The 14,093-nt window shown below is 51.8% G+C and carries 12 protein-coding genes; all 12 read right to left on the bottom strand.

The genetic code is table 11. From position 1 onward, the window contains the following. Positions 1-7: 7 nt before the first annotated feature. The 12 genes from NK662_RS16070 to NK662_RS16015 all read right to left on the bottom strand — a co-directional run bounded on the left by NK662_RS16070 (position 8) and on the right by NK662_RS16015 (position 13,979). Positions 8-451: a hypothetical protein gene (locus tag NK662_RS16070; RefSeq protein ID WP_254759960.1), complete on the bottom strand. Its 444-nt coding sequence runs from the start codon at positions 449-451 to the stop codon at positions 8-10. Positions 452-614: 163 nt separating this feature from the next. Then, positions 615-2,537 (bottom strand): beta-galactosidase, encoded by a 1,923-nt coding sequence (locus NK662_RS16065; RefSeq protein WP_254759959.1) that lies wholly within the window; start codon positions 2,535-2,537, stop codon positions 615-617. 64 nt (positions 2,538-2,601) lie between these two features. Beyond that, positions 2,602-3,621 carry a galactose/methyl galactoside ABC transporter permease MglC gene (gene mglC / locus NK662_RS16060; protein ID WP_254759958.1) on the bottom strand — a complete coding sequence of 340 codons (1,020 nt, stop codon included), beginning with the start codon at positions 3,619-3,621 and terminating at the stop codon, positions 2,602-2,604. Positions 3,622-3,633: 12 nt separating this feature from the next. After that, positions 3,634-5,136 (bottom strand): galactose/methyl galactoside ABC transporter ATP-binding protein MglA, encoded by a 1,503-nt coding sequence (gene mglA / locus NK662_RS16055; protein WP_254759957.1) that lies wholly within the window; start codon positions 5,134-5,136, stop codon positions 3,634-3,636. A gap of 174 nt (positions 5,137-5,310) precedes the next feature. After that, positions 5,311-6,360 carry a galactose/glucose ABC transporter substrate-binding protein MglB gene (mglB, locus tag NK662_RS16050; protein ID WP_254759956.1) on the bottom strand — a complete coding sequence of 350 codons (1,050 nt, stop codon included), beginning with the start codon at positions 6,358-6,360 and terminating at the stop codon, positions 5,311-5,313. A 314-nt stretch (positions 6,361-6,674) separates the two neighbouring features. Beyond that, entirely contained in the window at positions 6,675-8,243 is a 1,569-nt protein-coding gene (locus NK662_RS16045) for a response regulator transcription factor (RefSeq protein WP_254759955.1), read from the bottom strand. Next, the gene (locus NK662_RS16040; protein ID WP_254759954.1) at positions 8,218-9,684 is read right to left on the bottom strand and encodes a sensor histidine kinase; all 1,467 of its coding nucleotides are present in this window, start codon (positions 9,682-9,684) and stop codon (positions 8,218-8,220) included. The genes NK662_RS16045 and NK662_RS16040 overlap by 26 nt, the downstream gene beginning before the upstream one ends. 13 nt (positions 9,685-9,697) lie before the next feature. Further along, entirely contained in the window at positions 9,698-10,663 is a 966-nt protein-coding gene (locus NK662_RS16035; RefSeq protein ID WP_254759953.1) for a sugar-binding protein, read from the bottom strand. 134 nt (positions 10,664-10,797) lie between these two features. Then, positions 10,798-11,526: a PIN domain-containing protein gene (locus NK662_RS16030; RefSeq protein ID WP_254759952.1), complete on the bottom strand. Its 729-nt coding sequence runs from the start codon at positions 11,524-11,526 to the stop codon at positions 10,798-10,800. Positions 11,527-11,541: 15 nt separating this feature from the next. Beyond that, the gene (locus tag NK662_RS16025; protein WP_254759951.1) at positions 11,542-11,766 is read right to left on the bottom strand and encodes a hypothetical protein; all 225 of its coding nucleotides are present in this window, start codon (positions 11,764-11,766) and stop codon (positions 11,542-11,544) included. A 196-nt stretch (positions 11,767-11,962) separates the two neighbouring features. After that, positions 11,963-12,976 carry an SIS domain-containing protein gene (locus tag NK662_RS16020; RefSeq protein WP_254759950.1) on the bottom strand — a complete coding sequence of 338 codons (1,014 nt, stop codon included), beginning with the start codon at positions 12,974-12,976 and terminating at the stop codon, positions 11,963-11,965. A gap of 34 nt (positions 12,977-13,010) precedes the next feature. Further along, positions 13,011-13,979, bottom strand: a complete 969-nt coding sequence (locus tag NK662_RS16015; RefSeq protein ID WP_254759949.1) for an SIS domain-containing protein — start codon at positions 13,977-13,979, stop codon at positions 13,011-13,013. Positions 13,980-14,093 lie beyond the last annotated feature (114 nt).

Raw genomic sequence — 14,093 nt, 5'->3', positions numbered from 1 at the left:
TTGAAATTTACAGCGTTTGAATCTGCACACGGCCGACCTTCTCCGCCGGCTCCATCCGGCGCAGCTCCCGGAACTGCGTGGCAAAGACTCCTGTACAAGCCAGCAAATCCCCATCTGCTTGAACCGCCGATTGCAGAGTGAAAGAGTCTATTTTTAATAGTCTTCCGGCTTCCAGAGTCGGAATATGGATCGGTTCGCTGAGCAGATAATGGCTCAGCTCCGCCATGGTTGACATGACCTGGCCGACATTGCTGTCATAGAATGTGATGATATACTGCCGTTCGACCAGCATACTGGAGGCAGTTTCATTTCTCCTGACCTCCTCCCTCAGCTGCACGACAAACAGATTGCTTTCCAAACCGGGCGGCTCCTGAAATTCATGCACGGCCGCATCCGGATACTTTTCCGAAATGAAACCGCTGATGCTGCTGATCTCCTGCAACAGTGACAAGCCTCTCCCCCCTTTCGTTTTTTGCTTGCTCATGTACATAAGAATCATAGAACTTGCACACTTTCACATTCAATGTCATGTTACTCTCAACTTTTGAGAGTACGAGGCATGAAAAAAGGGCCTGACCTCAAAACGCATTAGCGTTTGGGTCAGACCCTTCTTGTTAGGCTTTTACAATCTTGCTTTCGTAAGGCGCCAGCTCCATGCCGTTAAACACCTGCACCCCATCCGTATGGTTCAGCAGGAACAGATGGTCCTCACGGCGATATACCTCCAGCCCCTCCGGACTTTCAATATGGGAAATGCCCTGCGCTTGCACCACCTCGCGCGCAATCTCCGCCACCAGCGCTTCCTCCATGCCGCCGCCGATGTAGTACACCGTACCCTTGCCGTACTGATTCTTCGTCACCGCTGCATGCGGGAAGAACGGATCCTCGTACTTGTACAGCACTTCGGCAGTCGTCGGCGTCAAAATATCGCGCCACACCTCGCAGGCGAACTGCTTGCCGCCCCCGGCCACCGTCGTGCCGCGGCCCGGTGCCAACGCTTCAATTTCCTCAATTTCCGCGCCGACAAGATCCTTCACATAGCCCGGAGATAGCATTTTAAAATGAATGTTGTTGTCCTTGTCCTTCAATCCTGTACGGAAGCTGAACAGAATGGTTCCGCCCTGCTCGACAAATTCTGTGAATCTGCAGCCGAGTTCCTCATCAATGATCTGCAGCGCCGGTACAAGCAGCACCTTATACTTCGAGAAGTCGCGGTGCGCCGGAATGACGTCCATGTGTGTGTTCAGCTTGAAAAATGGCGTATACAGGCGCAGCAGCTCGTTTGTGAAATCAAAGCCCGCACTCTGCTGCTGGAAGCGCCAGGACCAGACGTTGTCATAGTCATACAGCACTGCGATATCAGACTGAATTGCTGTCTGCAGTACGTTCTCGTACGGACGGATATCCGCAAACGTGCGCTGCACTTCCTTGTACTTGCGGCCGCGGCGGTTGCTGTGGTCGACGATGCCGTAGCAGAACTGCTCCGTGCCCTTGTTCATCCCGCGCCAGCGGAAATACAGCATATCCGTACAGCCGTGGGCAAATGCCTGATATGACCACATCTTTGCCTGATCTGGACGCGGCAGATAACCGATGACGTTGTGGCCTTGTGCCCCCATCAGCTCTTCGACAATCCAGAAGTTCTTATCGAGCAAGCCGCGGTTGAAGTCATGCGCCATCGCGATGGCCGCCGGCGTGATCGGCTCCACTAAGCCGCCCCATACCGGGTAGTTGTCATAGGACACGAAGTCCATGCCCTTGACGTTCTCCTCATGGTCGAACCATTTGCCGAAGAAGCCGCCGGACACGTTTGTCGTCACCAGCTGATGCTCCCCCTTGTGCTTGCGTACGATGTCCACCATTTCATTCGCATAGCTGTTGATGGAATGCGAACGGAAGCGCGCCCAATCGAGCTGCAGGGATGGATTGTGCACGGTAATTGTTTTGGTCGGAGCCGGAATTTCACTGAAATCGTTATAGGTCTGGCCCCAGAAAATGGTTCCGTACGCTTCATTCAAGACGTCAATGTTCTTATATTTCTCCTGTAAAAATGTCTGGAATGCGCTGTGGCACTGCTCACAATAGCACATATCGCTGCCTTCGTGGCCGAACTCGTTGTCAATCTGCCAGGCGACAATTGCCTCTTCATTGCGGTAATGCTGCACCAGCTTCTCTGTAATCCGGGCGCTGTACGCGCGGTATGTTTTTGAGTTGAAGCAATACTGGCGGCGGCCGCCGAATACACGCGTGACACCGTTTTCATCCTTGGATAAAATGTCAGGATGCTTGGCAGCCAGCCATGCCGGGAATGTGGCCGTCGGCGTGCCGAACATCACATCCAGGCCATGCTGCTTCAGCTTTACAATGACATCATCAAAGAAGGAAAAGTCAAACGCCCCTTCGGTCTTCTCCATTTTGTGCCATGCGAATTCTCCAATGCGAACCATGTTGGAGCCGAGCAGCTTGATGCCCTCCATGTCCTCCTCCATCATGTCGAACGGCCAATGCTCCGGATAATAATCTACACCTGTATACATGCTTTCCCCACCCCACTGTAAAATGAAAAGAAGCGGCCGGAGCCGCTTCTTAGTATGCACTACATTACTTCTTCTTTGCGTGCTTGCGCATATCGAAGGCAACTGCCAAGATGATGATCAAACCTTTTACGATGAACTGGATGTACGGGCTTACTCCCAGGAACGCCAAACCGTAGTTGATGATTTGGAAGATGAGTACACCGGTTACAATGCCAGGAACTGTACCGATACCGCCGGACAGAGACACACCGCCGACTACGCAGGCTGCGATCGCATCCAACTCGTACATGTTACCTGTGTTGTTTGTCGCACTGCCGACACGGCCTGCTTCCAGAGAACCCGTCAAGCCGTACAGCAGACCAGCGATTGTATAGATGATAATCAGGTACTTTGTTACGTTAACACCGGAAACCTTTGCCGCTTCCGGGTTTCCGCCGATTGCGTACATATTCTTACCAATTTCAGTCTTATTCCAGATGACCCAGATGATGACAGATACGATGATTGCATAGAAAATCAGGTAAGGCACTTCATATTGGCCAATTGTAAAACCGCGCTGCGCGAAGCTTGTGAACTTTTGGCTCAAGCCACCGATTGGCTGCGCGCCGTATGGCGGGCGGTCAAAGTAGATGGAGCTCAGACCATATACGCCGATCATCATACCGAGTGTCGCGATGAATGGAGGTACATGGAACTTAGAAACGATTACGCCGTTCAGGGCGCTGAGAGCTGCAGTTACAAGCATTGCCAGCAGGATTGGCACAAACAATGGCAGGTCAGGCAGATGCGGATACATTTTGTATGCATAATCAGTCGCCTGCAGCATAGAAGCGGAGATAACCGCTGCCAAACCAACCATACGGCCCGCGGACAAGTCCGTTCCGGCAGTAATCAGGATGCCGGCTACACCCAGTGCGATAATGACACGGGAAGATGCCTGGCTCAAGATGTTAATTAAGTTCGTTACTGATAAGAAGTCTGGGGATGCAATGACAATCCCGACTACAAGAAGTACCATTACAACATAAATTACATTATCTAATAGCCATTTGAGCACATTAGATTGCTTTGAAGCCTGTTCCATTTCCGTCTCCTCCTAGTACATGGCTGACAGCCGCATAATTTCTTCTTGGGATGTCGTCTTCGTATCCACAATGCCGGCTACTCTGCCGTTACTCATGACCAAGATCCGGTCTGTTGTTCCTAACAGCTCCGGCATTTCCGAGGAAATCATGATGATCCCCTTGTCCTCTGCCGCCAGCTGGTTGATGAGCTGATAAATTTCAAACTTGGCGCCAACATCGATACCGCGTGTCGGTTCATCCAACAGCAGAATCTCCGGATTTGTCAGCAGCCAGCGGCCGATAATGACCTTCTGCTGGTTACCGCCGGACAGGGTGCCGATGGCAGTCTTCTGGTTCGGCGTCTTGACCTTCATGGAATCGATGACCCATTGCGTGTCTTTGCCCACCTCGGCATCAGACAGGAATACGCCTTTCCGATACTTGCCCAGGTTGGAAATCACCGAGTTGAAGCTGATGCTCAGCTGCGGGAAGATACCTGTTGTACGGCGCTCTTCTGTTACAAGTGCGAAGCCATTCTTAATCGCGTGCTGTGGCGAGTCGTTTTTGACTTCCTTGCCGTGCACTTCAATTTTGCCGGACGTAATGCCGCGCAATCCGAACAGCGCTTCGACTACCTCTGTACGCTTGGAGCCTACAAGACCGGCTACGCCAAGAATTTCTCCCTTGCGAAGCTCGAAGCTGACATCCTGGAAGGATGGCTGTGTGGATGCCGTCATGTTGGATACCTTCAAAATGACATCCTTTGGCTTGTTCTCCTTAGCCGGGAAGCGCTGGGACAGGTCACGGCCCACCATCAGCTTGATGATTTCATCTGTTGTCAGCTCCTTCGCGCTCTTTGTCGCGATGTACTGGCCGTCACGCATGATCGTAACTTCATCAGAAATCTTCAGGATTTCTTCCATCTTGTGTGAAATATAGATAATGGCTACACCCTGGCTGCGCAGCTTGTTGATGATTTTAAATAAGTGATCAACCTCGCGCTCCGTCAAAGAGGACGTCGGCTCATCCATTACGATAACCTTGGAATTGTAGGAAACCGCCTTGGCAATTTCAATCATCTGCATCTCGGATACAGACAGGTTGCTTACCTTTTCACGCGGATCTGTATTGATATCCAGCCCCTTGAAGATGTCCTTTGTTTCTTCATACATCTTCTTATGATCCACGAAGATGCCCTTTTTCGGATAGCGGCCGAGCCACAGGTTTTCCATAACATTTTGCTGCCGCACCTGGTTCAATTCCTGGTGCACCATGGACACGCCGCTTTCAAGCGCTTGCTTGGAGTTGGCGAATGCCACCTCTTTGCCCTCGAGCAGGATTTTCCCTTCGTCCATGGAGTAAATTCCGAATAAGCATTTCATTAACGTCGATTTTCCTGCGCCGTTTTCGCCCATCAGAGCATGCACTGTGCCGCGCTTTACCTTCAAAGACACGTTTTGCAGTGCAAGAACGCCGGGAAACTGCTTTGTCAAATTAATCATTTCAAGTACGTTTTGTGTACCGACTTCCGACATGCTTGGACCTCCTTGCCACACCATTTTCGGAGATATGGAAAGCATTTCAGGAATGCTTCTCATTCTGTTAGTTCATCCTATTTGTAAAAGAAACGCTCCGAACGAAGGAAAAGCAGCTTCTTTTCCTTCGTTCGAAGCGCGCCTCATATACGAGGCGCCCTTCTCTATATCGGCTTACTTGTAAGCGTCTTTACCAACTTGGATGTTGTCTTTTGTTACTTCTACGTAAGGAACACGAACCGCTTTGGAATCGTCAAGCTTCCATTGTGTGCCGTCCAGAACGTCCTTGCCGTTTGCAGCGTTTACAGACAGGTCAACAGTTGCTTTACCTTGGTTCTTCGCGTCGTTCAGAACTGTACCAACCATCTTGCCCTTCTCGATCATTTGCAGTGCTTCTGGAATTGCGTCAACGCCTACAACCGGAACAGACTTGCCAGCCTTATCAAGGGAAGCAATTGCGCCAAGCGCCATGCCGTCGTTGTTGGCGATTACGAATTCAATCTTGTCGTTGTACTTGGACAACCAAGCATCCATCTTCTCAGTTGCTTTTGTTGCATCCCACATTGCTGTATCCATTGCCAGCTCTTCTACCTGGATGCCTTTTTCCTTCACTGTGTTAACAACGAACTTTGTACGGGCTTCAGCATCTGGGTGTCCAGGCTCGCCCTTCAGCAATACGTATTGCAGCTTGCCGTCCTTGTTCTTATCCCAAGTTGCTTTGTTTGCTTCCCACAGCTTCGCGATCATTTCACCTTGGATTACGCCTGCTTCAGAAGACTTTGTACCAACGTAGTACGCTTTGTCATAGCCCTTCAGAACGCTTGCATCTGGCTCTTTGTTGAAGAAGATAACCGGAATGTTCTTTGGCTTTGCTTTGTCGATGATTGTTTGTGCCGCTTTCGGGTCAACCAGGTTGATTGCCAATACTTTCGCGCCTTTTGCAATCAATGTGTCAACCTGCTCGATTTGCTTCGCTTGGTCGTTCTGGGAGTCGTTCAGCATCAGGTTTGCTTTGTCCTTAGCGGAAGTTTCCATCGCACGACGTACATAGGACATGAAGTTATCGTCAAATTTATAGATTGTTGCGCCCACTGCTGGAAGCTTGCTGTCAGTTTTGCCGCCGCTGCTTGCTGTGCCGCTTGTAGAGTTGCTGCTGCAGCCTGCTGCCAACAGAATTGCGGATGCTGCTGTTACAGAAAGAAGTGCTTTCTTGTTTTTAAACATGTGAGTTGATCCCCTTTACTCATTTAATAATCTGCACTTTTTTACTTTGTTTCTGGCTCTTGTAAGCCCTTGAACATATAGTAGCACGATAAAAACGCTTTCAATAGATTGAAAGAATAGCATTAAATTGCTATCACCTAGACTTTTTTGCAAACGGTTTCAAAGATATATTGAAAGAGTATGACTCTATTCGACAATTTTTCTTTCTTGTCTGAAAAACTAACAAATGTAACAGCTGCTCCTGTTCCCCCTGCTCCCCCAACATTTTACTGACAAAATAAACAGCGGGCTCCCGCCTTGGGAGTCCCGCTGTTTTATATGGTTTCTTCATGTAAAGCCGCCCGCCGGAACTGCGACGGTGACAGGCCGGTATGCTTTTTGAACACGCGGCTGAAGTAATTCGGGTCCTTATAGCCGACCGCAAAGCAAATCTCCTTCAGGCTCTTCTGCGGATCCGCAATCTCCTCCTTGGCCCGCTGAATGCGGATTTCGGTGACATAGTCAATGAACGTCATGCCAAAGCGGTCCTTGAACAGCTTGCTGAAATAGTAAGGACTGAGATCCACATATTCAGCGACAGCTTCAAGCGTGATGAGGTCCGCATAATGCTTCTCAATATACTCCTTCGCTTTATGCAGGAGACCCTTCGCATGATTGTTGCGCCATGCCTGCACCTGGCGGGTGACCGAGGCAAGATACGTCTTGCACTGCTCAAACAACTGCGCCATATCATTTGTCTCAAGCCTCGGCGTCCGCTCGCCGCTGATGCCGAATTCGTGCAGCATCCGGGACACGAGGACGAACAGCTCCTGGAACGATTCCCGGACAGCCGCCGGCTCCAAGGAGTGGCCGCTCTGCAGGACAAAGGCTTCAAATAACAGCAGCAGCTGGTTGAGGTCGCCCTGGCGCACGGCATCAAGCAGCTTCTTCTCCACTTCCAGAAAGGCTGACGGCGACTGGGCCTCGGCAGCTTCCTGCCTGCCGCTGAAGAAGTAGGGTTGCCCCGTTGTTTTTGCCAGCTGCTTCAGGGCTGCTGCCGCCTCATGATACGACTGATTCAGCTTATGGGCCTGATTGTACGATTGCCCGATGCCGATGCGGAGCTCTGCCGCAAAGCCGGCCTGGCGGAACTGCTGCAGCACGCCTTCGACAATAGCCTGCGCGGTCGCCCGGAATTGTGTACGCTCCTTGTCCAGAAACAGCACCGGCACCTGCATGTCGCTCATCGGCCCCATCATAATCTCCTGCTTCTTCACCAGCTGCCCGAGTGCATCCTTCAGCCAGCCGCAAAAACGCTGCCGCTCCTCGGCCGGCAATGCGGGCTCGAGGGCAAACAGCATAATGTGGCCGGAGGTGATTTCAATGCCGAGCAGCTGGCCCCATTCATCAAAGGTAATGTCCTGCACCTGATTCAACAGCAGCGAGGATACCCACTCCTTCTGGGCAATGGATACCGCCCGGTCCAGATTGTCCCGCAGGCTTTGCTGCTCCTGCCGCTGCTTCCGCTCCGCGGCAATCTCCGCCGATACCCGTTCCACCGCAGCCAGGATGTCCTGCGGGCTGCTTGGCTTCAGAATATACTCCTTCACGCCCTGCTGCATCGCTTCCTTCGCATACTCAAACGTATTGTAAGCCGACACCATGATGAATTTTACGGTCTCATTTGTCTCCTTGATCGCCTTCACTGCCTGCAGGCCGTCGATGCCCGGCATTTTAATATCCATAAAAATGATGTCCGGCTCATGCAGCGCGGCCATTTCAATGGCTTTGCGCCCGTTCTGCGCCTCGCCGACCACCTCCGCATCCGCAAGAGAAGCTGTCAAAATTTTGGCGACCGCCTTGCGCTCCAGCATCTCGTCATCCACAATCAAAATCTTCAGCATGTCTTTCCCCCTCCCCCTCATCCGGAATGATGAGCTTAAACACCGTGCCCTTCCCCGGCCCGGACGTAATGTCCACAACATCCTGCTTTTGATAGAAAAGCTGCAGCCGGCGGATGACATTTTGTACCCCGATGCCGTTTCCTTTCGCGTTCAGCGGCTTTTCATCCGGCTTGGCCGCCTGTATATATGCCTGCAGCTGCTCCTTCACCTCTTCCTCCATGCCCTCGCCATTGTCCGCGACTTCCACCACAATCTGCCCGGGCTGCCGGTAGACGTATACCCCGATCACACCGCCTTCCTCCAGCGACTCGACGCCATGCATAATCGCGTTCTCCACCAATGGCTGGAGAATCAGGCTGGGAATTTCAACGTCGAGACAATCCTCCTCCACTTCGGTCATGAAGTCGATCCGGTCGCCAAAGCGCGTCTTCTGGATGAAGAAGTATTCCTTGACAATCTGCATCTCATCCCGCAGAGTGGAGGCCTGCTTCAGGCTTGTCAGATTGTAGCGGAGAATGGCCGCCACCGCTTCAATCAGCCGCGATGTCATCATCGCTTCCTCCAAGTACGCCATTTTGGAAACCGTATTTAACGTATTGAATAAAAAGTGCGGGTTCATCTGATTTTGCAGACTCCTCAGCTCCAGCTCCTTCAGCAGCGTATCAAGCTCCGATTTCTCTTGAATCTCTGTGACAAGCTGCCGGATGCTGCTGCGCATTTGATTGAAGGTTTCAGTCAGCAGCTTCAATTCATCATGCGTGGTCACCTTCACATCCTCGCCGGCCAAATTGCCCTCGGCAATCTGCTCAGCCGCCTCCGACAAACGGGTGATGGGGCGGGTGATGCCGCCGGAAATCCAAAGCGCCAGCAGCGTGCTCAGCAGGAATGCCGCGGTAAACAAGGAAAGCGCCATCAGCTTGTAATTGTGATTTTGCACCTGCAGCTGCTGATAGAATTTCTGGTACGCGGTCAGCCGATGGTCGATCAAATTCAGCGTGCTTTCCTGCAAAAAGCCGGCGTTTTGCACCATGCTGTTGAAGTGCTGCGAATAGGCGTCAATATCATCGGCCTTGAAGGCGGCAACCGTCTCATCGCCTGACTGCAGAAAGCTGTCAATCAGGTTCACATAATTCAGCAGCAGCACATCGTTTGTCTGCATGGCCTGCTTCAGCTGCTTCCGGTCCGCCAGCAGCGCCTTCTTGTCCCGCTCATAATCCGCCGTATAGGACTGCTCCTTATCCAGCAGGTACGCGCGCATATTGCCGGTCATGGAATTTACCCGCTGAGACATGCTGTTGAGCAGCAGAAACTGCTGCAGGCTGTCATCATACTCGGCCACGAGCTGATTACTGCTTTTATAAAAAAATACCCCGACTGCACTCAGCATGACTACTAAAATAATAAAATAGAGCAGCAGCTTTGAGCGAATGCGAAACAGCATGCGAATCCCTCCTTTACTGCAAGCCCTTCTGCCGCAAAATGCGGGTATCGGTGTGCACGACTGACGGAATGGTCTTCCCGTTCAGCACATCCACCATCATCTCAATTGATCTGTAGCCCATTTCATAGGGCTCCTGTACCACGGTCGCCTGGATCATGCCGCGGTTGATATAAGCCAGCGTCTCCGGCAGGGTATCGAAGCCGATGATGTACGGCTGCTTCTGCTTTTTATACTTCTCCACCACCTGGGCAATGCCGATTCCATCCAATGCGCTTGTTCCATAAAACGCATTAATGTCCGGATGGTTCTGCAGCATGGCGTAAGCGATTTCAGCCGCCTTCACTCTGCTGATGCCGGATTGCTGCAGATCCACAATCCGCACTCTTTCTTCTCCCCGAATGGCATCCCGGAAGCCCTGCACCCGCTGCAACTGGTGATTGGCATAAAAGTTGCCCGTCACAATGCCGACCGCCACAGGTCCCTTCGTATCCGCCAGCAGCGCCTGTCCGGCCAAATAGCCGGCGTGATAATTATCCGTGCCGACGTAGGAAATGCGATTGCTGCCCGCCGCATCTGTATCGACAGTGATCACCGGAATGGTCTTCACAATCCGGTTGATGAGCGGCGTGAACTGCTCATCGTTCAGCCCCTGCGTCAAAATGCCGTCCACCCTTGCCGCCGCAGAAATTTGAATCGCTTTCAAATGCTCCTGCAAATCGGCCTGCCTCGGCCCCGTATACTCCAGCAGCACTCCGTACTTCTCGGCTGCGGCCTTCGCGCCTTCCTCAACCACACGCCAGTACTCATTGTCGAGCTCTTCCGGAATGAGCACCACATGATATTGATACGTCTTTTTTTCCTCCTTCGCTGAAGGAGCTTTATGATTCATGACCTGATAGCCGTAAAAAATGGATAACGTGCAGCTGACCAAAAATACAATGACCCCTAACGTATAAGCTACGACCTTCCATTTGTGCATCCAGTATCCCCTATCCCTGTGTCTATCGATATGTCCATATTATACGGAATTCTACAAGAATCGACAATACAGGACTTCTGCTTGTAGAAGAAAGACGCTGCACCCTTATGGCAGCGTCTCGCAGGGTCTGTGTGTTATGACATAAAGACAACCTTTGTTTGCAGATTCCGGTCTTTTTTCTTGTAGTCCTGAATGAAGTCCTTGTCCAACGTGATGAAGAAATCGTATTGATTTCTTGCCAAGGCCAGGTGCACTGCATCATAGCTCTCCAATTGATACAGCGTCATATATTGGCTGGCCGTATGCAGAGTCTTCTCATTCGATGACAGAATTTCCACCTGTATTCCAAAGTGCTCCCGAAGAGAGTAAATGAATCCTTGAAAAACCTGGACCGAACGAGTGTAGCATTCCCCCAGAAGCTCTCGTCTCGCAGGCTTCGTTTTACCAACCTTCAATATGTCCCGAACCATTGCTCTCTCATGAGAATAGTGCTTTTTCGGTGACCGTAAAAGCGTGTGCACAATTTCATGGATGCAGCGGGCCGCATCTATCGAGACGATATCTCTCTTCTCTTCTTCTGTTAAAGCTGCCAGTCCGTCAGAGGCGATATCGCTCTGCTTCTCCCGATAAATTTGCAGGGCCCGCATAATTGTATTGGCCATGAGCACCCCGATAACCTCCGTAAACGTGTGTGAGCTGATTCCCAGACGAATCTCTCTGTGCTTCCAGCTGTCCAAAAGCGCGGCAACCTTCACGGAGCGGCGGTCTGCTTCATCTAAAAAAGCCAATATAAAGCAAGCATCTACATACACAGATGCTTGCTTTATATTTGAAACAGCATCTAATCCCTTCATGGATGTCATTTGGCTTTGCTCCCCCTAGCGATTTTCTTTGTATAAATCCACCAAGGTCCTGCCAGGGATTGACCGTGTGCCTATCATTTTACGCAGCTCCAATGCATCCTTCGGCGCCCGCTCCACTAATTGTTTGTCCAACACCGGCAGTTGTTCCTCTATGTGATCCACTACCTCATTCATATCAATCACCCCCACGTCCTCTTGTTCCCTGTCTGGACTATCCCATTTATTTCGACTGCCACTCATTATTTTCCTCCTTCATCCATCGGGCTTTGAAAAAATATGCTAGTACACATGCTAGCCATACCAACCCTGTACTTAAACATATGATGGCAAGAACTGCTTGTGAACCTGCCATAGAAGATAGTTTCATCAACCGCCCAATGGCGGCCCTTTTCCCTTACAAAAAAAGCGTACGGCAAGCCTGCCGTACGCCTCACTCTTAATATTCCATTTTCCGATAATACCGGCGAATCTCCAGCGGGTGGTTCCGCTCGCGCTCCAGGTATGCACTGATGCGGCTGGTGAGCGCCCAGTTCACGTTCAGATCCACGAGCTTCCGGAATTCCTCGCTGATGCCTGGCAGCGCATAGTCCTTCGTATCAATGATGAACAGCTCTTTCGTAATGTTCTCCGCAAAGCGCTCCACCCGCTCGACAAGCGGCCGTGTTGCATCCTCTCCCTTAAAGAGGATGACGCTGGTATCCTTCTCCACGAGCTCCAGCGTGCCGTGGAAGAACTCAGCCGCGTGGATGGACTTGGACTTGATCCACTGCATTTCCTCCAGGATGCACATCGCGTAGGAATAAGTGTTGCCCCACAGATTGCCGGCGCCGACCAGCATGTGATAGTCTGTCTCTCTATGCTTGATTGCAAAGGCTTCGGCGCGCGCATCGAACTCCTCCATCGCAGCCACCATGCCCTGCGGCAAGGCTGCCAGCTCCGCTGCAAACTGCTCGTATTGCGGGAACTCACCGTTTTGCTGCAGGAAGCGGGTTGTCAGGATTTGCAGCTGCAGGTAGAAGACATCAAAGGCATGCTTCTCCCGGCCGAACGTGATGGCATAGTCCACAGCTTCCGCCAGCGGCGTGCCCGGGATGCCGACCAAACCGATGGTCGTTGCCCCCTTCTCGCGGCAGAACTGTGCGGCTGCCACTGTTTCCTTTGTTGTGCCTGTTACGGAAGCAAAGATGCAGACAGACTTGCTTGTCAGTTGGCGGTTGTCCGTCACCAAAAGCTCCGCCGCGATTTCCGCGCGCACCGGCAGCGCGGAGTAGGACTTGAAGATGTACTCAAACGGGTACATCATCGCAACAGTGCCGCCGGAGCCAATCAAGAAAATGTTGGAGAAGCCCTTTCCGGAGATTTCATCCACCACGCGCTCCAGCTCCCCGCGCTTTCCTAATGCGCCCTCGTTCAACGCCTGCACAAACAGCTCCCGATCAAACTTCAACATTCCGGTACCTCCTCTGTTTTCCACTGTCGCCATCTTAATACGCCACCTTCCACATATATCTTCTTGTCGTCAGCGGATGATTGCGGGCAGTTGCCAGCTCCTCCGCATACTGACGCAATACAGCCTGCATCACCAAAGGCGCGAGGTAGCCGCGAAGGCTTGGCGCCACACCTTCCAAATCAAATTCCTTCGCATCAATCACGATGATGCGCTTGCCATAGCGCTGTGTGAACTCCAGCGAGCGCTCCTCCAGCGGGCGCGTTTCATCCAAGCCGACAAGCTGAATGACCGGAACCTGCTCATCCAAAATCTCGAACGGGCCGTGGAAATACTCGCCTGCGTGCAGTGCGTGGGAGTGGATCCACTGCATCTCCATCAGGAGGCAGATGGAAAACCAGTAGGCAATGCCGTAGTTGGCGCCGCTTCCCATGGTGTAGATGACCTTGTCATCCTGATACGCCTCGGCGAACGCTTTGGCAGCCGCCAGTGACTTCGCTTTTTCCCCGTCAATGATGCCCCGCAGGTTTTCCAGGGACGGAAGCAGCTCATCCAGCTTCGTGTTCCCTTCCTTGCTGGACAACAGACCCAGCACAAGCTCCAGCATAATGGCCGGTGCTTCATTGGCAAAGGTGCCGCCCTGCTTTCCGTCTTCATAAATGATGACATACTCGGATGCTTTTGCCAGCGGCGCATCCGGATCGAAGGTCAAGGAAACCGTCAGTGCCCCTTTTTCTCTCGCAAAGCTGGCTGCCTCCACTGTTTCCGGTGTTTTCCCGTAGTGGGAGCACAGGATGACCAGCGACTCTGGCCCAAGCTGGCGCGGATTCCGGTGAATGAACTCGTTCGAGCTGTACAGGTCAGAAGCAAGGCTTGTGCTCTCCCGGTCCATAACATACTTGCTCGCATACATGATGGAGGAAGAACCGCCGCAGCCCACGAAGAACACGCGGTTAATCTCCCTTTCCCCAAACGCATCTAAAGCCTTCTGCACATCTGCCAACATTGTTTTTCCCTCCTTGTGTGAATGAAGCATCTATTGGAGCCGCTGTTGCGGCGAATCCACGTTTGGTATATACCATTTCGAAGAGCATGGAGACAGGAAATTTAAATTTCCTGC

This window comes from Ectobacillus ponti (genome assembly GCF_024294785.1).
Classification (GTDB): domain Bacteria; phylum Bacillota; class Bacilli; order Bacillales; family Bacillaceae_G; genus Ectobacillus; species Ectobacillus ponti.
Note: the sequence above shows the minus strand (reverse complement) of the source record. Positions and strands in the feature narration are given on the sequence as shown.

Coding starts and splice junctions, on each gene's coding strand:
- NK662_RS16020 (WP_254759950.1), bottom strand. CDS start 12,976: ATGTTGAAGTTTGATCGGGAGCTGTTTGTGCAGGCGTTGAACGAGGGC.
- NK662_RS16040 (WP_254759954.1), bottom strand. CDS start 9,684: ATGCTGTTTCGCATTCGCTCAAAGCTGCTGCTCTATTTTATTATTTTA.
- NK662_RS16045 (WP_254759955.1), bottom strand. CDS start 8,243: ATGCTGAAGATTTTGATTGTGGATGACGAGATGCTGGAGCGCAAGGCG.
- NK662_RS16065 (WP_254759959.1), bottom strand. CDS start 2,537: ATGTATACAGGTGTAGATTATTATCCGGAGCATTGGCCGTTCGACATG.
- mglA (WP_254759957.1), bottom strand. CDS start 5,136: ATGTCGGAAGTCGGTACACAAAACGTACTTGAAATGATTAATTTGACA.
- NK662_RS16035 (WP_254759953.1), bottom strand. CDS start 10,663: ATGCACAAATGGAAGGTCGTAGCTTATACGTTAGGGGTCATTGTATTT.
- NK662_RS16015 (WP_254759949.1), bottom strand. CDS start 13,979: ATGTTGGCAGATGTGCAGAAGGCTTTAGATGCGTTTGGGGAAAGGGAG.
- mglB (WP_254759956.1), bottom strand. CDS start 6,360: ATGTTTAAAAACAAGAAAGCACTTCTTTCTGTAACAGCAGCATCCGCA.
- mglC (WP_254759958.1), bottom strand. CDS start 3,621: ATGGAACAGGCTTCAAAGCAATCTAATGTGCTCAAATGGCTATTAGAT.
- NK662_RS16025 (WP_254759951.1), bottom strand. CDS start 11,766: ATGAGTGGCAGTCGAAATAAATGGGATAGTCCAGACAGGGAACAAGAG.
- NK662_RS16030 (WP_254759952.1), bottom strand. CDS start 11,526: ATGACATCCATGAAGGGATTAGATGCTGTTTCAAATATAAAGCAAGCA.